General features: G+C 37.9%; 14 protein-coding genes and 2 pseudogenes. 10 read left to right on the top strand and 6 right to left on the bottom strand.

Annotated elements, in window-relative coordinates:
• Positions 1–31 precede the first annotated feature (31 nt).
• The gene (locus AB8618_RS19435) at positions 32–2,914 is read right to left on the bottom strand and encodes an insulinase family protein (protein ID WP_413403109.1); all 2,883 of its coding nucleotides are present in this window, start codon (positions 2,912–2,914) and stop codon (positions 32–34) included.
• Positions 2,915–3,078: 164 nt separating this feature from the next.
• On the opposite strand from AB8618_RS19435, the gene AB8618_RS19430 reads away from it, so the two are divergent.
• A complete protein-coding gene (locus tag AB8618_RS19430) occupies positions 3,079–3,498 on the top strand; it encodes an MAPEG family protein (RefSeq protein WP_138607794.1) in 420 nt (139 codons plus the stop codon).
• Between the two features lie 44 nt (positions 3,499–3,542).
• Here the strand turns inward: AB8618_RS19430 and AB8618_RS19425 are convergent, their stop codons facing one another.
• Complete coding sequence (locus AB8618_RS19425) at positions 3,543–4,286, bottom strand: peptidylprolyl isomerase (RefSeq protein ID WP_178957269.1); 744 nt, start codon at positions 4,284–4,286, stop codon at positions 3,543–3,545.
• Positions 4,287–4,626: 340 nt separating this feature from the next.
• Here AB8618_RS19425 and AB8618_RS19420 point away from each other — a divergent pair, with 340 nt between their 5' ends.
• Both AB8618_RS19420 and ushA read left to right on the top strand, forming a co-directional pair.
• Positions 4,627–4,809, top strand: a complete 183-nt coding sequence (locus AB8618_RS19420; RefSeq protein ID WP_409425820.1) for a hypothetical protein — start codon at positions 4,627–4,629, stop codon at positions 4,807–4,809.
• Between the two features lie 89 nt (positions 4,810–4,898).
• A pseudogene (gene ushA, locus AB8618_RS19415) lies at positions 4,899–6,517 on the top strand (bifunctional UDP-sugar hydrolase/5'-nucleotidase UshA).
• Between the two features lie 108 nt (positions 6,518–6,625).
• On the opposite strand, the gene AB8618_RS19410 reads toward ushA, so the two are convergent.
• Both AB8618_RS19410 and AB8618_RS19405 read right to left on the bottom strand, forming a co-directional pair.
• Positions 6,626–7,570, bottom strand: a complete 945-nt coding sequence (locus tag AB8618_RS19410; RefSeq protein WP_409425819.1) for a hypothetical protein — start codon at positions 7,568–7,570, stop codon at positions 6,626–6,628.
• Entirely contained in the window at positions 7,570–8,439 is an 870-nt protein-coding gene (locus tag AB8618_RS19405) for a hypothetical protein (RefSeq protein WP_409425818.1), read from the bottom strand. The genes AB8618_RS19410 and AB8618_RS19405 overlap by 1 nt, the downstream gene beginning before the upstream one ends.
• Positions 8,440–8,675: 236 nt before the next feature.
• Here AB8618_RS19405 and AB8618_RS19400 point away from each other — a divergent pair.
• The 3 genes and pseudogenes from AB8618_RS19400 (at position 8,676) to AB8618_RS19390 (ending at position 16,224) form a co-directional block, all read left to right on the top strand.
• Positions 8,676–9,528, top strand: a pseudogene (locus AB8618_RS19400) (S1/P1 nuclease).
• 43 nt (positions 9,529–9,571) lie between these two features.
• Positions 9,572–12,751, top strand: coding sequence for a TonB-dependent receptor (locus AB8618_RS19395; protein ID WP_178957281.1), 3,180 nt, complete (start codon positions 9,572–9,574; stop codon positions 12,749–12,751).
• A 326-nt stretch (positions 12,752–13,077) separates the two neighbouring features.
• The gene (locus tag AB8618_RS19390; RefSeq protein ID WP_413403103.1) at positions 13,078–16,224 is read left to right on the top strand and encodes a carboxypeptidase regulatory-like domain-containing protein; all 3,147 of its coding nucleotides are present in this window, start codon (positions 13,078–13,080) and stop codon (positions 16,222–16,224) included.
• 48 nt (positions 16,225–16,272) lie between these two features.
• Here the strand turns inward: AB8618_RS19390 and AB8618_RS19385 are convergent, their stop codons facing one another.
• Positions 16,273–16,704 (bottom strand): MarR family winged helix-turn-helix transcriptional regulator, encoded by a 432-nt coding sequence (locus AB8618_RS19385; protein WP_413403101.1) that lies wholly within the window; start codon positions 16,702–16,704, stop codon positions 16,273–16,275.
• A 152-nt stretch (positions 16,705–16,856) separates the two neighbouring features.
• Here AB8618_RS19385 and hmgA point away from each other — a divergent pair, with 152 nt between their 5' ends.
• Together hmgA and maiA are read left to right on the top strand one after the other, a co-directional pair.
• Entirely contained in the window at positions 16,857–18,158 is a 1,302-nt protein-coding gene (gene hmgA, locus AB8618_RS19380) for a homogentisate 1,2-dioxygenase (protein ID WP_413403099.1), read from the top strand.
• 7 nt (positions 18,159–18,165) lie between these two features.
• Positions 18,166–18,795, top strand: a complete 630-nt coding sequence (gene maiA / locus AB8618_RS19375; protein WP_413403097.1) for a maleylacetoacetate isomerase — start codon at positions 18,166–18,168, stop codon at positions 18,793–18,795.
• On the opposite strand, the gene AB8618_RS19370 is transcribed toward maiA, so the two are convergent.
• Complete coding sequence (locus AB8618_RS19370) at positions 18,792–19,025, bottom strand: TIGR02647 family protein (protein ID WP_008464346.1); 234 nt, start codon at positions 19,023–19,025, stop codon at positions 18,792–18,794. The two genes, maiA and AB8618_RS19370, sit on opposite strands and share 4 nt — an antisense overlap.
• Positions 19,026–19,135: 110 nt before the next feature.
• Between AB8618_RS19370 and AB8618_RS19365 the strand changes: the two genes are divergently transcribed.
• A complete protein-coding gene (locus AB8618_RS19365) occupies positions 19,136–19,438 on the top strand; it encodes a DUF1496 domain-containing protein (RefSeq protein WP_178957290.1) in 303 nt (100 codons plus the stop codon).
• Between the two features lie 97 nt (positions 19,439–19,535).
• The gene (locus AB8618_RS19360) at positions 19,536–19,847 is read left to right on the top strand and encodes a VF530 family DNA-binding protein (protein ID WP_413403094.1); all 312 of its coding nucleotides are present in this window, start codon (positions 19,536–19,538) and stop codon (positions 19,845–19,847) included.
• Positions 19,848–19,880: the final 33 nt, after the last annotated feature.

Here is a 19,880-nt window from a genome sequence, read left to right as displayed (position 1 = left end):
TGGTTTTTTTGGTTTTAGAGTAATTTCAAACTTACTTTTGCAATTTTATATCGCTGTAGTAAGCATCTAAACTCGTCACTTTAGTCTGATTTGGCAAATCAGCAAACTCGCTATCACTAAACTTAGTGCCGCGTAGCTGCACATTTAAACGTGCTGCTTTTGGGTTTAACATTGTTTGCTGGTAGTAATCTTTAATATCAGCAAGGGTGACTTTTTCCACCTCTGCAATTAATTTTTGTCTTGAATCAAAATCAAAGTTTTCACGATACCAATCGTTAATCAATGGACTCATTTCGTCGCTTAAATTCTTTGGCTGTTCTTTTAACGAAACCAAAGTTGCATTTTTAAGCTGTGCAAATGTTTCCTCACTCATGGCATTAAGCTCTAAAGCGTACTCTTTTTTAAACTTGTCAAAGCGACCTTGAATGTCTTTTGGCCCTTTCACAGGTGTTTGGATAAATAAACCAATACCTGAGTAATCTTCAATAGGACGCGCTAATGCGCCTACTGCATAAGCAAGTTGCTCTTCAGTACGCATTTTATCAAACGCGATTGTTCTAAAGTGACCTTGCAATACAGCTGCCTGTGCTTTTTGTTTGTAACCAGGAGTTGGGTGAATGGTCATATCGACCACCGCTACATCGGCGACATCAATATCTTTGTGTAATACACGCGCTTCACCCGGTTGCGGTAACCACGCTTTACTGCGTGCAAACTCCGTTTGAGTATGTTTGCTTGGTAAGATAGCCGCTAACTCAGCAGCAATAGCATCAATGTCCTTTTGGTTGTAGTTACCGTAGCTAAATACACGTAAGTTATTATTCGCTAAGGTGCTTTGCTTTAAAGCGTGTAAATCAGCAAGCGTTAGTGTTTTTGCAGCCTTAATTAGCGCTTCTGTATCGAAACTGCCAGTACGAGTTAGCTTTGAATACTCACCAAATGCTTGTGCATACGGGAACTGTTTTTGTTGATTAAGTAAATCTCGCTGATAACGGTCAATCGCTTGATTAAACGCTTGTGCTGAAATTTCAGCATCAAACCCAGCTAACGCTTGTTTAAGTAAAATATCTTGTTTATCAGTAAAACCACTTAACGATAGCACCAATCCATTACTTGAGCTTAAATTAACGTTCATGCCAGCAATGGCAGCTTCAGTTCGTAACTGACTTAATTGAGTGTTATACAGATCAGCCCAAACAGAATAAAGTACGGTTGAGTTTATATCATGCAAACCTGTTTGCGTGTTGATATACACCTCAACTAAACCTTTAGGCTGCTCTGCAAACTGCTGACTTGCTTGGCGCCAAATTTTTACGCCGTTTTTATCATAGCTAAGCTCAGGATGCTTCTGCTCTTTAAAAGCTTGCGTTTTAATAGCAAAACTCTCTGGTAGTAAATTGTTAACACTTGGCAATGCTAAATTAAAATCACTTGGTTTTTCCCAGCTGACAATTTCTGCATCGCTAATATCGTTAATTTTATATTTGCCATCGTAAAAATGCAGCTCAGAATCTGTATCTTCCTGTTGAGAAATATACCAGATGCGAAGTGTATCGGCGTTAAGTTGCTTAAGTACATTATTCACCGCATCAGCATCAAATTGAGCATAGTAGTACGGTGCGTTTATCGCATGATTTAACGGGTAATCTTGCATGCTTTGAGTCAACGCACTGACATAGTTAAACTCATCGCCCTTTTCTAAAAATTTAAACTGATTATTTAAAGAAGTGCGAATTTCATTAAAGTACTTACTATTAACGCCCTCACGCTTAATCAAGTCAATGTATTGCATGATTGTCGCGACAATTGATTCGCGGTTTTTCATACCCTCATCAGTCAGCTCTATATTCACGTTCAAAGAACCGTAGTTGCCATATTGATTTGGAGAGGCAGAGGCTGATAACTGAGATACCCACCCTTTATCACGTAATATTTGCGCTGGACTACCTGGCATTTCATTACTAAGTAAATAGGCAACAAAGCGATTAGGTTTTACTGCAAATTCATTTTGGTTATTAGTAATTGTGAAATCGAGTTGTAATTGTTTTAGGTCTTCATTTGGTGAGTAAAAAACACGTTTACCACCGGCATTATCAAAATCTAAGCTAGCTGTAACACTTGGCTTTTCAATATTTTTATTTTCAATGTCAGCAAAGTATTTTTGTGCTTTTTTCTGCATTTCTGCAATTGGTAAGTTCGAAATCAGCGCCACTTTCATAATATTTGATGAATAATATTTATTATAAAAATCAACCGTTTCCTTGTGTAATGAACTATCAGCTTTATCGCCTAGGGTTTCAAGGTTACCAATTAAAAATCGGTTAGCCGGATGTTCACCCATCATTTTACGTGCAAGTTTAAATTGGCCGAAAAAGTCCATTTCACGACGCATTGACCATTCAGCATTTACTGCATTTTTTTCTTTTTCTGTGTATTCTGGGTAAAGCTTAGGGGCTTTAAAAAAATCTGAAAAGCGGTCTAAGCCTTCATCAAACGCATCGTTATTAATTTTAAACATGTAGTTGGTAATATCGAGCCAAGTATAAGCATTATGCGCACCACCATTTTTAGTCATAAAATCGGAGTACCCTTTGGTATCAGGGTATCGTTCAGTGCCTAAAAACAACATATGTTCTAGGTAATGCGCCATACCTTGTTGGCTCATTGGGTCATGTAACAGACCTACACCTACACTCAGTGAAGCAGCAGATTTTTCAGCGCTTGGATCAGAGACTAAAATCACTTCAATATCGTTAGCAAGTTTCAAGGTTTTATATTCACGGTTATCGTTAGGGCTAACAACGAGCGTTGGTGACAACAGTGATGTTTGTGAAGATTGAGAAAGAGTGGCGGTATTCGAACAACCGCTTAATATTGCCAGTGCAATTGCACTTAAGCCGATGACGTGTCTCATTTTAATTATATCCATTGCTGTTAAATACGTGTTTAGTGTTACAAAAATACTAAATCAGGAATAAACTACCATCATCAAGTAATACTATGCTACTAATTAGTACTTAATTGTGTAACACATTGTGAATAACAATCGAATACTCAAAGAAAATAATAAGGTAAGTTATGGAAAAGATAATAATAATGGCCATGTTTGTGCAGGTAACACTTTCATTAGTTGTTATGGTGATTATGGGAAAACGTCGTTTTGCAGCGGCCAAAAATAAACAGATACAGTTAAATGATTTTGCTGCTATGCGCCTTGATAATGCGGGCGATTATGTCAGAGTTGCTGATCGTAACTTTAGCAACCAATTCGAAATACCTGTGCTTTTTTATGCGGGATGTTTACTTGCTTTACAGCTTAATATGGCGAGTGTCAGTATTGCAGTACTTGCCTGTTTATTTGTCGCTACACGAATTATTCACAGCATCATTCACCTGGGTAGTAATCATTTAAGAGCCCGTTTTAGAGTGTTTTTACTAGGCTGCTTATCTGTGTTTGTAATGTGGATTTTGCTAGTGCTGGGTGTACTTTACCACTAAAAAATAACGGCGAATTTAACAATTCGCCGTTATTTTTTATAAGTTTATTTTGTACGTTTTAATCGAGGTGCTACTAGCAGTAGTGCACCTAATAACCACGCTACACTACCACTAGAGTCTGAAGTTTTTGGTGGTGTAACTTCTACGTTATCAATTAATGTATTTTCTTTAGGTGTCAAGTTTTGTGCTGAATTAGGATCATCATCAAGCACAACCACACTTTGAATTGATACCAAGTTTTGATTACTAATAACTAAATTTTCATCTGAACATTGCTCTTGAGTAATACCAACTAATGGTACCTCTGAACAATGGACTAAGGCAGCAATTTTATTTAAGGTTTCTTGGCTTTGCGTAGTGACTTGTCCAAACACGGTAAAACCACCATTTTGTAAATCTAAGTTTTGGCTGTTATCACTCATGTTAAAAAACCATTGGCTAGTAGCGCTGTTTTCATTACCGCCCTGTTTTGCCATAGCAATGGTGCCTTTAACATTTGAATAAATAGGTTCGTTTATAACCGAAGGTTTGGTTGTAATTGGATCCATTTTATCAGAAAAGGTAAAGCCCCCTCCTTGAATGATAAACTTATCAATAGAGCGATGTATTACCGTTTGATTATATGCAGCATCATCAACATAACTTAGGAAATTTTCTACTGTTTTAGGAGTTTGTTGATCAAACAAGTTAATTTGTATCGTTCCCTGGCTCGTTTGCATTTCGACTATAGTTGCAGTGCTTGAAAAACTTGTTGCAGTTAAAATTGAGGCTAAGATAAGCTTCTTCATTATTTTTCCTATTTTTATTGTCATTAGAATTAATATTTTATGCATCATAGAATAGTGCTATTTATTTTGTAAATCGATATATAAGTACTTAACGCTACAATTCATAGCAAAGTAATTACACCACAGTTACAACTGTTTACATTTTATTTTAAACACGTTATGGATAATTAATTGCCTGTGTGCCTTGGTGTACATTACGGTTACTCTTTTTAATTAATTTTAAACCTTGCAAGGTATTTAAAAAGCCCCTTATCAATCACTCTTTTTTTGTTATTATCAATCAGGGACTGTTGCCATTTAAAGGTCATTAGGCCCTAACACATTGATAGGAGTACATAAAATGACTAATAACACGACTATTTGTGATTTTGGATTACATAAAGGTGAGCCATACACCCAACTGCCCGTGAGCTTTTTGAAATGGATGATTGATGTTAATCATCAAAAATCTCAATATGCACGAGATGAACTTGCTCGAAGAAACAGGGTTGTAGAGCTGCAGCGTCAAACCACACAGGCTTAAAAAATATAAAGAAGTGCGTTTTTTTAAACTCGAACTAGTTTACACTAACCACCTACTAGATAGAGCTTTAATTCATCGATAGGTATCTTATGCGTACTCTTGTTTTTCTTGTTTTTTTCTTGGTTTATCTGGCTGTGCTAGCGATTCTGTCAATAAACCTGCAGCACAGTATTTAACAGTTCTTCATACCAATGATAACCATGGTCGCTTTTGGCATAATGAAAAAGGCGAATATGGCATGGCAGCCCGTAAGACCCTAATTGACCAGTTGAGAGCAGAAGCAAAGACACAGGGACATCAGGTGTTATTGTTATCAGGCGGTGATATCAACACTGGTATTCCGGAGTCGGACCTACAATTTGCTGAGCCCGATTTTAAAGGTATGTCGAAAATCGGCTATGATGCAATGGCTCTAGGAAACCATGAGTTTGATAACCCAATAGGTGTATTAAAACAGCAACAAAAATGGGCTAACTTTCCTCTTTTATCGGCCAACATTTTCGATAAACAAACTAACGAAACAGTTTTTGAGCGCTATAAAATATTTAATAAAGGTAACTTAACCATTGCCGTTATTGGCTTAACAACAACGGATACCGCAAAAATTGGTAACCCTCAATACATTGGCCATTTGGATTTTAAAGATCCGGTTAAAGTAACTGCCTCACTCACCCAAAAACTAAGAGCAAAATATAACCCGGACATTACCATTGCAGTAACGCATATGGGCCACTATGCAGATGCTAAAAATGGGATCAATGCCCCTGGTGATGTCACACTTGCTCGCTCTTTAGATAAAAATGCCCTTGATATGATTATTGGTGGCCACTCTCAAGAGCCAGTGTGTATGGCTGCTAAAAACGTTACTGATGAGAACTTTAAACCGGGTTTAGCCTGTAAACCAGATCAGCAAAATGGGACATGGATAATGCAAGCCCACGAATGGGGTAAGTATGTGGGCAAAGCAGAATTTAAATTAGAAAACGGTCAATTATCTCTACTGAGTTATCAATTATTACCCGTTAATTTATATGTCGATAAAAAGCAACCAGACGGCAGCATAAAAGCCGTTCTAGCTGCAGATTACATTAAACCTGACTCTGCATTACAGACCTTTTTGGCAGCATACCAACAAAAGGGTGCTAAGCAAATTGAGGGGAAAATTGGCTTCGTCAATGACAGACTTGAGGGAGATCGCAATAAAGTACGCTTTGAGCAAACAAACCTTGCGCGCGTTATTATCCAAGCACAAATGAACACTGTAGGTGCCGATTTTGGTATTATCAGTGGTGGCGGTGTTCGCGATAGTATTAATGCGGGTGACGTGAGTTATAAAGATATACTTAAAGTACAACCTTTCAAAAACCGTGTCGCCTATATCGACTTTAAAGGCAGTGAAATTTTAACCTATTTAAATGTCGTGACACGTTTCCCACCAGACTCTGGTGCTTACATGCAGTATCATAACTTAGCATTTGAATTAAAAGCTGGGCAGGTAACTGACGTATTTATCGCCGGCAAGCCACTTGATATAAACAAAACATACCGCATGAGTATTAATGAATATAACGCCTCTGGTGGCGATAATTATCCAAAAATCACAAAAATGGTGGGTTTTGTAAGCACCGATGAAACTGACTCGCAAGCTTTAAAACGGTTTTTTACTGAGCATAGCCCTGTTGATGCACGTGAATTTGCACCTAAGTAGTGATCTAGTGTGAACATTATGAGTGTCATTAAAATGCTAATGGCACTCTTCATTAAGATTTATGTGATAAGCTCACTTAAATCATTACCCTAAGCAGTTAATTCGAAATTATTTCCCTATTATCTCTATATTCCCTTGGTTAACATTTACTAAGCCATAGCTGTGCATCCGTGATCGAGAGCCCTCTCCAAATGCCTTTGGCGGATAATACAGCTCCTTCTGCTCTGGGCAATCATTCAATACATCATCTAACGCCGCACGAATTTCACTCAGGGTTTTTTCTAAACTGTTATTAAAGTTTGGTCGTTTTCTGATGGTATGCCCGAGTTCAACTAAACGATAAAAGTACTTATTGGCAAGTTCTAACAGCTCCTCGGGTACATTTTTATTATGGTTAAGGTTAATCTCTGGATTATTAGTACAAAACTCAACAAGCGCTAAATAAAAACACAACGGCTTATTTGCTAACGCCACTTTTTGCTCTGGATAATAACTACTGGATAAAGTTTTACTTTTTAAATTAATCACGAGTATTAATGGCTTTGATTCTAGTGTACTTGGCTCCTGCTCAGTAATGAGTTTTTTATTTCTTTGATAAATTTCAGCCTGTTTTATCATGACCATAAATAATGCACTGACAACAAAAAGCAGTATATAAACGGTCACTCTAGTATGCGAAAAATGAGGCTGCTTTAAGGATAAAACTATAAATACTTCACTATTATTACTATTTAGTTTTCGAATAAACTCATCGGTTTCTAAGGATGAAATAAACTCGTGCTCTGGCACTATCGAAATTACCTCTATACCCGTATCTTGGATATGAGTATTTACTGTTTGTATATAATGTTGTATCGCAACTTTATTACCAGAATGTTTAAGAAGCTCATTTGATAAATCGAGCAAAGGTAAGTCTAAAGCGATTTGTTTTTCTATTTGAGCTATTTGTAACTTGTTAACCTGTTGCTGTTCATGTGTTGTTGAAATATAAAACACCAATGAAAATACAATGAATAATATAAAAACACATAATGGCGATATAAGCTTTCTCATTACGACCCCCCTATAAAGGTAACGGGGTAGTTATTACATTGCCAATATGGCTCAACATCTTGATAGTATTGAAACGATTGTTCTTTAGACATACTCAATAAGTGAGATTGTACAGCGCAGAGTAAATCGGTATTGTTATGTTGCATTTTTAAGTACCAACGAATACCTGCAACATTACTGCTTATGGGCGTAATATAATTTTTTGAGAAGCGCTTACTATCATTTTCTCTCCAAAAAGAGGCAATCAGGTCAACCTGCCCGTTCGCCAGTAATTCCCGCAATTCATTATGTGAGCTGGCATAGGTTATTTTTAGTTGAGCAATATTAAGTCCTAATTGCTTAAACGTTTGTTTTGGCAAAATATGTCCAGATCGGCTAGTTGGATAATCTAGCAGGCCTATTTTTTTGTCTAAAAAATACTGTTTAGTGATCAGAGGCTTCTCTTTTGAAGATATAAAAAACGCGGTGTAATCTGAAAAGCCGACCACTGGCTGATAATTGTAAGTAGTCTCGGCTCTAAACGCTTCCATAATATTATTTTTAGCTAAAATTAAATCCGCAATGCCTTTACCAACAAACTCTAAGCTATCGACGGTTCTGTAGCCCCAATAGCCAATAACAGACCCATATTGCTTTGCCACAACTTTATCATCACACAACTTTTTCGTGAACAATTGAGCAACATACTTTGAGGGTGTAAATACTATAAGCTGATTTTGGTTAGCCGTTGCCGTGGTTTGACATGTCGTTGATGTTTCTATCATCACTGGGAAAGCTATTTCTTTTTCATCTACAGCCATTTGACCAGCAAACCAACTAAACAACAACACTATAAACATAAATGTAACAATTGCTGTTTTATGCAACATTAACTTTTTAATATCCAAAAAACACCGATCTAAAATGAAGTTATAATACATTTGAACAATTTTAATTACTTATTACAATAGGTAATTTTACCCATCAAACATAAGATATTGATAAAAAACAACTTTAAATAAGAAAACATGAATTTTATTGAGTCCTTTCTATCAACATGAAAAATACGGACAATTGACCTTATAAGGTTTTATAAATTAAATTTCACACTTACTAGGATGCCTCGATGCAGATAAATGTAAAACATTCGCTTTCATTAACACTTTTAATTAGTGCAATATTTGCAAGCACAGACTGTAATGCATGGGGGCAAAACGGCCACCGCGTTGTTGGTAAAATTGCAGAGGCCCATGTAAGTGAAACCACCAAGGCCGCACTTATTCCTTATCTCAATGGTGAATCTTTAGCACAAATTTCAACATGGCCAGATGAAATGCGCTCTGCGCCAGGTGATTTTGGCAAAAAAATCATCTCGCTGGCACTATATTAATGCAGATGACAATGCAAAATTTAGCTTTAACCACGAACACACTGAACATAAAGAATCAGTAACAAACATATTAGAAGGCATTCACTATTCAATTAAAGTATTGAAAGATGATAAATCAAGCCTTGCAGCAAAGCAGTTTAGTTTGCGTTTTTTAGTGCACTTAGTCGGCGACAGCCATCAACCATTTCATGCAGGTAGAGCTGAAGATAGAGGCGGGAATCGCATTAAGGTTTCTTTCTTTAACCAACAAACCAATCTTCATAGCTTATGGGATACTAAGCTGGTAGAAAATGAAAATTTATCTTTTACTGAATACGCTCAATTTATAGATACTAATAACAACGAGTTAATTAACGAGTATTTAAACAGTACCCCAACAAGCTGGCTTGAAGAGTCACACAACCTTGCTTTACAAATATATAAATCAACAGAAGAAAATATTAGCTACGACTATATTTACAACCACACCCCTATTGTAAAAACGCGCTTACAACAAGCGGGCATTCGCTTGGCTGGATTGTTAAATACATTATTTGATCCAGCGAGTAAACGTTCAAAAAAAGCTTTAACACTAAAAGCAACAAAATAAATTCAGTTTCTAACTTAAATAACCTAAACGGGAAATCAACACTATGACAAAGCTTCGCCTTTCGAAATTAACTGGGGCAGTAATTCTTGCTCTAGGAGTTTCAACAAGCGCTATGGCTGCTGACACTTCATCTGCAATGCGTGGTAAAATCACCACACCTTCAGGTGCGAACGCTGCAAACGTTAAAATTAAGGTTGTTCATCAACCTACTGGCACAATCAGTGAGTTAACAACCAATGAAAGTGGTACTTTTATAGCCAATGGTTTACGTGTTGGTGGACCATACATGGTGATCATCGACTCTGATACATTTAACGACACCACCGTTGAAAACATCTTTTTAAACCTTGGTGAAACTTATCGCTTGAAGTCGCAACTAGCACCACTAAATATTGAAAAGATTGAAGTCTCTGGATATAAAATCATCCAACAATCAGGTGGTTCTAGCAGTACGTTTGGTGAAGATACCATTAATAATATGCCCAGCTTTAATCGTGACATTAAAGACATTGCGCGTTTAAACCCACTTGCAAGTATTAATGGTAGCGGTCAACTAACTTTTGCTGGTAGTAACCCACGCACGAATGGTTTAACTGTAGATGGCATTGGCCAAAATGATGACTTTGGTTTAAATTTTGGTGGCTACCCAACCTCACAACCCCCTGTAGCACTAGATGCGATTGAACAAGTTTCTGTAGATGTTTCGCCTTTTTCGGCTTCTAAAGGAAACTTTGGTGGCGGTACTATTAATGCGGTAACAAAGTCTGGTACAAATGAGTTTAAATTTTCTGGCTTTTATGAAATATCTACCCCTGATATATCAGGAGATCTTCTTAATATCGTTGAAGAAGATGACCTAGATGCGATTGGTCAAAAAACTTTTTCTACTAATAAAGTAGAGCCTATTCAAACAGAAGAAAGGTTTGGCTTTAATGTTGGTGGAGCAATAATAGAAGATGAGCTGTTTTACTTTGTAAACTATGCAGAATGGTCAAGTGAATCGGATCTTGATTATGGTTTTAGCGGATCAGGTGCTGCAAATGAATTTAATACCACTGAAGCTAATTACAACCGTTTCATTTCAATCTTAAATGATGAGTACGGACTGACTGATTCACTCGCGGGTGCTCCAGAGGATACAAATAAAAACTTATTAGTTAAGCTTAGCTGGAATGCAAGTGATGATCATCGCCTAGATTTTACCTACCAATGGCAAGACGATCAAGATGAGCGTAATTCAAGCTACGGTGGTGATAACATCGTTCTTCAGTCAAATACTTATGCGTATGTTACTAAGTTCAATAATTTTGCCACTAAACTCTACTCAGATTGGACTGAAGACTTTTCAACTGAAATTGGTATTTCTTATAAAGATGTCATTTCAGACAGCGCGACACGTTCTAATTTAGGAAGTATATCAGTAGACGAAGATGGACGTAATGGCCCATCTTACAGCTTTGGTACAGATCAATACCGCCATGCAAATCGCTCTGAAACACAAAATTTAACGTTAACATTCGATGCTACTTACTTAACTGATGAGCATGAAATAAATTTTGGAGCTCAGTACGAGTCACTTCGTTTATACAATTTATTTGCTCAAAACTCATTGGGCTCATGGAAGTTTGATAGCTTAGAAGACTTTGCGAATCGCAATGTAGGCTTTTATGATTTCTCTTATCAAAATGCCTACACGAATAATTCGGCTGATACCGCTTATGATGTAAGACGTAATCAACTTGCACTTTACATTGAAGATACTTTCTATGTTGGTGACGACTTAGAGGTTACAGCGGGTGTTCGTTATGAACGTTTATCATCAGATGACAAACCTACTCTGAACGAAAATTTTGCCAGTACTTATGGGTTCACCAATCAAGAAAATCTTGACGGCTTAGATATCATTTTACCGCGTATTGGCTTTAAATATTATGCGACAGAAGCGCTTACAATTAGCGGTGGTATCGGTCGTTTCCAAGGCGGCATTCCAAATGTTTGGTATAATAACTCATTCCAAAGTGATGGCATCACACTTGTATCGGCACCTAATGATGTAATAAATGATTACTACGCTAATAACACTGCTGATATTACCCAAGTGCCTGATGAAATTAAAAACTCTTTGCAGCAAGGCGCTGGTAGTGTTGCATATATAGACCCAGATTTTAAACTTCCTTCAAGTATTCGTACCCAAGTTGGTTTTGAGTATGATTTTGACTCTGAGCTATTCGGTGACGGCTTTAAGTGGCAAGCCGAAATCGCGTACCATAAAAAAGAAAATGAAGCTGTATGGCACAATTCTTCAATTACACCTGTTGGCTTAGCTGCTGATGGTGAACGCGTGATTAATCAAACTATATATTCAGGTTCACTTACTGATAACGTTGATATTGAAATGACGAACTCATCTGATGATGGTCGTTCAATCATCTTATCAACGGGCATTGCCAAAGAGTGGGATAATGGTTTATTTATTTCTGCAAGTTATGCGCATCAAGATGTTAAAGAGTCTTCAGCAGGTTCAGCATCACAGGCAGAAGGTAACTATAAACACAATATCACTGTAAACCGCAATGAAGATATTGCTGCTCGCGGGTTTTATGAAATAGAACATAGCTTTAAAGTTAACCTAGGTTATACCGCTGAGTTGTTTAGTGGTTATGCAACTAAATTTAACGTCTACTTTGAACGTCGCTCTGGACGTCCATTCAGCTACACAATGGGAATGTATAAAGATGGTGATTTAGGGGATACTAGTTCACTGTTTACAAACGGTGCTTACTTACCTTACATACCAACCGGTGCTGACGATCCAAATGTAAACTGGGGCGAGTCAAAAATTTCTTGGGCTGAGTTAGAGCCTCTACTGCAAAGTGCTGGTATTTCTCAACGTGGCGGTATTTTAGCTAAAAACACAGCTACACAACCATGGGTTACAACCATGGATGTAAGTATAAAGCAGGAAATTCCTGGTTTTGCTCAAGGTCATAGTGGTGAGGTGTACTTTATGATTGATAACTTCGCTAACCTTTTAAATAGTGATTGGGGCATCGAGAAAAGTCTAAGCTATTCAAATCAAACAATTTATGATTTCGGTGGGCTTGACGACCAAGGTAGATATAAACTTGATAATACCTATGGCGGCGCTGATGTAAGGAACTACTCGCGAATTAGTAGCTCATCTGCTTGGCAAGCTAAAATCGGTGTTAGCTATAAGTTTTAATCTATAACTTACCCCGCAAAAACTTATAAATATTAAAAAGCCATTACATTTATGTAATGGCTTTTTTTTTGAAAAAGTCACTTTTCATCTGTTTGTCATAAAAACTACTTACTATCTGCACAGTAAAATATTGAAACATTAATAAAATGCTAAAGTTCACACGAAAAGTGTTTTATAATAAAAAAGTTACAGTTGTATTTTATTTGTAACATTCAAATGAGGTACACTATGTAAACATTTTTGGTTAGGTGTGTTACTCAGCCTCCTAATCCAAAATTAAAATAAAAAAGCTATTAAAAGTTTATTTAACTACACGGGAAAATAAAATGAAAATTCAACTTCGCAAAACGGCTCTATCACTTGCTATAGCAGCATGTGTTGGTGTGAGTGGTGCTGCAATTGCAAACGAAACAACCTCAGCAATTAAAGGTCAAATAAAGGGGCCAAATGGTAACCCTGCTGCAGGAACTAAAATTACTATCCTACACGTTCCTTCAGGCTCAGTTAAAACAACTGAGACTAACGACGCTGGTTACTTCACAGCAAAAGGCCTTCGTGTTGGTGGTCCTTACAAAGTAGTTGTAGATTCTGACACTTATGCAGATCAAGAGTTCAATAATATTATTCTTAATATTGGTAACGATTACCCTGTAAATGCTTCTTTAGAGAATATCTCTAACATCGAGCAAATTGTAGTTACAGGTGCTCCTATCAGTGCTATGTCTGGTGGAACAGGCCCTGCGTCGACTTTTACGCTAACTGATCTTGAAAACCAACCAGCAATCAACCGTGATTTAAAAGATATTATTCGTATTGACCCACGTATTACAATTGATGATAGCCGTGGTTCAATCAACTGTGGTGGTGGTAACCCACGTTACAACAGCTTAACGCTTGACGGCGTTCGCATGAACGATAACTTCGGTTTAAGCTCAAACGGTTACCCAACTATCCGTGCCCCTTTCTCTTTCGACTCTATCGAACAAGTTTCAGCAGAACTAGCCCCTTTTGACGTTCAATACGGTGGCTTTACATCGTGTAACATCAACGCTGTAACTAAATCGGGTGGCAACGACGTTCACGGTGGTGTTTTCTTCGATTACACAAGCGATTCAATGAAAGGCGACGAAATTGAAGGTGATGAAGTTGATAACGGTAACTACACTGAAAAACGTTACGGTTTCAACGTAGGCCTTCCGCTTATTGAAGATACATTATTTTTGTACACTTCATACGAAAAACTTGAAGGTGTTCGCCAGTTTAACTACGACGGTTTAAACACTGGCAGCGTAACAGCTGAAGACATTACCCGCATCACAAATGCAGCTCAATCTGTATATGGTTACGATGTTGGCGGTATGCCATCTAGCATGCCTGTTGAAGATGAAAAGATCTTAGTAAAACTAGATTGGAACATCAACGAAGATCACCGTGCAAACTTAATTTATAACTACAACGACGGTAATACAATTTCTCAGTCGGATACAGGTTCTAGCCGAGTTTCTTTATCAAACCATTTCTATGACCAAAGCGCTGAATTTACTTCAATTATTGGCTCTGTATATTCTGATTGGTCAGACGATTTCTCTACAGAAATTCGTTTAGGTAAATCGGAACTAGATGCAACTGTTCAGTCATTAGATGCTGCAAGTAGCTTTGGTGAAATGCAAATTCGTACTGATAATGGCGGTACTGTATTTATTGGTCCAGATGATTCTCGTCAATCAAACGACCTAGATTACGACACAACTACATTTAAAGTTGCTGGTACTTACTACTTAGACCAACACACTATTACTGCTGGCTATGAATATGAAAATCTAAGCGTTTTCAACTTGTTTGTTCAGCACACGGAAGGTGAATACCGTTTTGGTTCAATCGATGAGTTTGAAGCAGGTATAGCCGACCGTATCTACTACAACAACTCAGCTGGAACAAACGATCCAACTGATTCGGGTGCTAGCTTTGAGTATGCTCAACACACGTTTTATGTACAAGATGAATACGCATTTACTGACTTAGATGCAACCATTCAGTTCGGTTTACGTTACGACAAGTACACAAGTGATGACGTTCCTAACTTTAACGAGAACTTCACTAATCGTTACGGTTACAGCAACCAGTCTACATTTGATGGTATTGACTTACTGCAGCCACGTGTTGGTTTTCAATGGTATGCAACAGACGAGCTTGAAGTACGCGCTGGCTTAGGCTTGTTCTCTGGTGGTAACCCTAATGTATGGCTGTCTAACTCATACTCAAATGACGGTATTACACAAATTGCTACAAGAGAGAGTCAACTAAGTAATTATGATTCTGATTCAAAAACTATTGACTTATTTAATACTCCAAATGTGAATGGCGGCACTCCTGGCTTTGAGGTTCCACAAGAACTTTATGACATTATTGGTGCTACAGAAATAGGTTCTGGTGATGGTACAGTTAACGCTGTAGACCCAGATTTTGAAATTCCTTCAGAGTGGAAATACTCACTTGGTGCTACATACACAACTGAAGACGAATACGTAATCTCTGTTGATTACTTATACTCGAAGAAAAATGATGCTGCTGTAATGCGTGACATTTCACTTCAAGAAAGCGGTGAAACTACGTTTGATGGTCGCCCTATTTATGAAAAAATCGATGGCCGCAGTGGTGATTTACTACTTACTAACGTAAGCGGTAATAGTGGTGATTCTTCAGTTATTTCTGCTGCAATAAGCAAAATGTATGACAACGGCATTAACTTTAGCTTTGGTTATGCATACACAGACGCAGACGATGTAAACCCAATGACTAGCTCTACAGCCGGTTCTAACTACGGTAACATCGCGCTTTCAAACCCAGGTAACCCTGGTGTTGCGTCTTCAGATTATGAAATCCCGCACCGTTTCACTATGACTCTTGGTTACAAACATGAGTTTGTAGATGGCTTTGAAACACGCTTTAACCTTTACGGTGAGGCATATAAAGGCTTACCGTACAGCTTTACATTTGACGGAAGCGATAGTGTTTGGGGTGATGATAGCTGGAATGGTAGCCGCCAATTACTTTATGTTCCACTTGAAAACGATCCTAACGTTGTTTACAACATGTCGGCTGATGAAATCAATGAATTCAATGACTTCATTGCTTCTGAAGGACTTAAACGCGGTGAAATTGCAGGTCGTAACCAACAAAATTCAGATTGGTTTGTTAAGTTTAACTTTAAGATTACACAAGAACTACCAGGCTTTATGGATGGCCATAAAGGTGAAGCATTCTTCGTAATCGACAACCTTACAAACATGCTAAATGATGACTGGGGCGTACTTAAGAAAGGTCCTTTCGTAGGCGCAAGCATGATCTCAACATCTTTAGATGACCAAGGTCGTTACGTTTACTCAGACTTTAATGCAAATAACGCAAATACTTCAGTACAAACTGGTGCTTCAGTATGGGAAATGCGTGTAGGTGTTCGTTACACGTTCTAATTTGATTAATTAAATTAGTCTATTTAAAAGCCCACTTTGTGGGCTTTTTTATGCCTGTAATTTATTTTTTAATTTTTCAAAAATAGCGATTAACTGGCGTTGTTCATCATCCGACAAGCAGCTTAATAATGCTTGTTCCCATTTCAATGCTTGTGGTGTTATTTTTTTATACAAAGCCATACCCTTATCACTTAACATCAAAAATGCAGCGCGCTTATCATGCTTATTTAACTCGCTATAAATAAGCCCTTGATCTATTAGCGCTTTTACCGCTCTTGATACTGTTGACTTATCCATATCCGCTTGAGTACATAACTGCTTTGCTGTGCTTTGACCTAATTGTGCTAAATTAGCAATTATTCGCCACTGAGGAATTGTTAAATCAAACTCTTTTTTATAAATGCTCGAAAAATCGTTACTTACCTGTGTTGCTAAGTGCGTTAATTGATAGGGCAAAAATGTCGTTAAATCTATTTTCATGTTGAATCACTTATTTATTTACACACGACTTTTATCTGTTCACTTTTATTTACAACGGTCGTAATCAGTGCATTTGATATTAGTCTCACTTGAGAGTATCTTAGCGTAAATAACAAAAATATAACACTCCCCCATTTTTACAGGAGTCAGTAATGGCGACACAATTAAACTACATGACCGGCTTTGGCAATGAATTTGAAACCGAAGCGCTGCCTGGTGCATTACCGATTGGTCAATTTAGTCCGCAAAAAGTAAAATATGATTTATACGCAGAGCAATTCAGTACCACTGCATTTACCGCTCCTCGCGCCGATAACCGCCGCACTTGGATGTATCGTATTCGCCCATCGGTTGTGCAAGGCGATTATACAGCCATAGACAATGGCTTAATTAGAACCGCTCCCATTACCGAAGTACCGACTCCACCAACCATGCTGCGCTGGGATCCAATTGATGTACCAACAAAACCTACAGATTTTGTTGACGGGCTTATCACCATGGCCGCTAATGGTAACGCTAATGGTCAAGCGGGTATCGGTATTCATGTTTATGTTGCCAATAAATCAATGGACAATCGCTTTTTTTATAATGCCGATGGCGAAATGTTATTTGTACCGCAACAAGGTGAACTACTACTTAAAACAGAGCTTGGGCATTTAACTATTAAAGCCGGCGAAATTGCCGTTATTCCGCGTGGTATTAAATTTCAAGTAATGTTACTAACCGACACTGCGCGTGGCTATATTTGTGAAAACTACGGCCATGCCTATGTCCTTGCTGAGCGCGGCCCTGTGGGTGCCAACGGTTATGCGAATGATCGTGATTTTCAATATCCAGTAGCGGCTTTTGAAGATATTGAGGGTGATTTTGAACTGATTGCTAAATTTAATGGCAATATGTTCCGTTGTGATATTGGTCACTCACCCCTTGATGTTGTTGCTTGGACAGGCAATAGTGCGCCTTACAAATACGATTTGGCTCGCTTTAATGTCATGAATACCGTTAGCTTTGATCACCCCGACCCTTCAATCTTTACCGTGCTAACTTCACCATCGGGAACTGAAGGCGTTGCAAATATCGATTTTGCTATTTTCCCACCGCGTTGGATGGTGGCTGAAAACACCTTCCGCCCGCCTTACTATCACCGTAATATTATGAGTGAATTTATGGGCTTAATAGAAGGGGTATATGATGCAAAAGAGCATGGCTTTGTGCCAGGTGGCATGAGCTTACATAACTGTATGTCGCCGCATGGTCCTGAAGCAGACGTATTTGAAAAAGCATCAAACGCCGATTTAGAGCCACAACGCTACGATAATACGTTGGCGTTTATGTTTGAGTCACGTTATGTAATATCGCCGACTAAATACGCATTAGAAGGTAAAGAGCGCCAAGCTAATTACACTGACTGCTGGCGCACAATCAAAAAACACTTTAATGGCAATCAAGGATAATCAGATTATGAAGCTTTATACTTATTTTCGCTCATCTGCAGCGTATCGTGTGCGAATAGCATTAAATCTAAAAAATATTGTTCATCAATTAGTGCCTGTTAACTTATTAAAATCAGAGCAGCAAAGCGAAGATTATTTACAGAAAAACCCACAAGGACTGTTACCTGCTTTAGAAACTGATGACGGGATACTAGGTCAATCTCTAGCAATTTTAGAGTACCTTGAAGAGCAATACCCTGAAACACCATTACTGCAAGGTAATGCATGGCAAAAAGCACACATTCGCAATTTAAGTTATGCAATTGCGTGTGATATTCACCCTATTGATAATTTACGGGTGCTTAAATATTTAAGTAGTGAACTCAATGTCGATGATGAAGCAAAAAATAAGTGGTACCGACACTGGGTTGAAGTTGGTTTTGATAAAATAGAACAAATGCTCGATAGCAAAAATACATTTTGCGCAGGCGACTCGCCAAGCTTAGCCGATGTATGTTTAGTGCCGCAGGTATTTAATGCCATTCGCTTTAAAGTAGATATGGCTGCTTATCCTAAAATAGCAGCCGTTTATCAGCGTTGTAATGAGTTGACTGCCTTTAGTGATGCAGCCCCAGAAAATCAACCCGACGCAAACTAACTTTTTAAAGCACTGTGTATTACAGTGACGTGCTCAATTAAGTCTAAGCCCAGATCAGTTAAATAACCGCCATCTGGGCTATCAATAACCCCTTTATCAAACAAACGTTGTGCTGCGCTTAATAAAGCGGGTTCAGCGTCTGAATGGAGTTTAATGCCCTGCATTTTGCTCTCGCGTGGGAATTTTGCAAGTAGTGTAAATTCGTCAATCATAGTTTGATTAAATAGCATATGTGTTCACCTTTTTATTGTTCTGTGTTTTACTAAAACTGTCCCACTTACCCTAGCATGTTTTTTAACTAAGTGTGCTTTTTTTAAACACGTTAATTTTGAGGTTATTTATGCGTTATTATTTTACTTTCTTTATTGTTGTTTTATGCGTGTATTTTCCAGCTTTAAGCTACGCTAACGCAATAAAAACGCTTCCTATTGTTGATGCTACCCAGCTTATAAACACTAACGCTGAGTGCTGGTATGATAATAAACGCTATAGCGAAGGCGCCATACTGCAGGTTCATTCTGTTACGCTTATTTGTGCTGCTAAATACCCTCAACATAACAACAGTCAGTTAATTTGGCTAAAACTCGATAAACAAGGTAACCTTATTTACCCCAAGAAGCCTTCTACTATTACTGTAAATTAATCAAGATTAACAATCTGGGATTTGCCAGTCATCTCCAAACTATTAAGATGCGGTGGGATACGTTACAATACATGCAGTTTAAAAAAGCAGTGTGACTATGAATAATCAACCAAAAAACCCGCTTCATGGGGTAACTTTAGAGCAAATCCTTGTTGAACTAGAACAACGTTTAGGCTTCAAAGCAATGGGCGAACAAGTAAATATCAAATGTTTTACAGATTCGCCAAGTATAAAATCAAGCTTAAAATTTTTACGTAAAACGCCTTGGGCAAGAGATAAAGTAGAAGCGCTTTATATCCACACCATTAATAACAAGCCGCTACGTAGAGCTAGAAATAAACCGACTAAGCAGTCTGAATCTTCACAACCTGATACATCAGGTTTTGTATGGCCTTCTATTAAAAAATAAAAGGCTCAAAAAATAGCAATGGCGTAATATATA

This window comes from Pseudoalteromonas sp. RW-H-Ap-1 (assembly GCF_048318575.1).
In the GTDB taxonomy this organism is placed as follows: domain Bacteria; phylum Pseudomonadota; class Gammaproteobacteria; order Enterobacterales; family Alteromonadaceae; genus Pseudoalteromonas.
Note: the sequence above shows the minus strand (reverse complement) of the source record. Positions and strands in the feature narration are given on the sequence as shown.